The organism is Colwellia ponticola, assembly GCF_005885605.1.
GTDB lineage: Bacteria > Pseudomonadota > Gammaproteobacteria > Enterobacterales > Alteromonadaceae > Colwellia > Colwellia ponticola.
Genome location: NZ_SZVP01000082.1, coordinates 1 through 474, shown reverse-complemented (window position 1 = coordinate 474; position 474 = coordinate 1). Strand labels below are relative to the sequence as shown.

Sequence of the window (474 nt, the reverse complement as noted above, 5' to 3'; positions counted from 1 at the left end):
GATCATAACGTTTTCTTTTTGATGAACTCGGGATTCCTAATAAATCACGGTATTTTGCTACTGTTCGTCTTGAGATCGCTATCTCATCTTTTTTCAGCAATTCAACCAATTTCTGGTCCGACAACGGCTTGCTTTTGTCTTCTTGATCAACTAATTCCTGCAATTTTTTCTTCGCAGTATCTGCTGAAAGATCTTCTGTCTGTTCTGCACCGTTAGTAGGGATTCTTGCAGTGAAAAATTTCTTTAACTCAAATACACCGAAATCTGTTTCCAAATATTTCCCGTTGACTGCTCGACTGACCGTAGATTCATGCACATTTATCTCGGTCGCAACTTCCTTTAACGTAAGAGGTTTGATTGGCCGCTTCTTGTCGATAAAGAAAGCTTTTTGCCGAGAAACAATGACTTGAGCAACCCGCAAAATTGTATCCCCGCGTTGGAGGATCGTTTTCTTCAACCATTCGAATTCCTGTT

Annotated in this window: 1 protein-coding gene; it reads right to left on the bottom strand. The window is 40.3% G+C overall.

The genetic code is table 11. From position 1 onward, the window contains the following. A partial coding sequence (locus tag FCS21_RS17700) for an RNA polymerase factor sigma-54 (protein ID WP_503328518.1) occupies positions 1-457 on the bottom strand: 457 nt, incomplete at its 3' end. Positions 458-474: the final 17 nt, after the last annotated feature.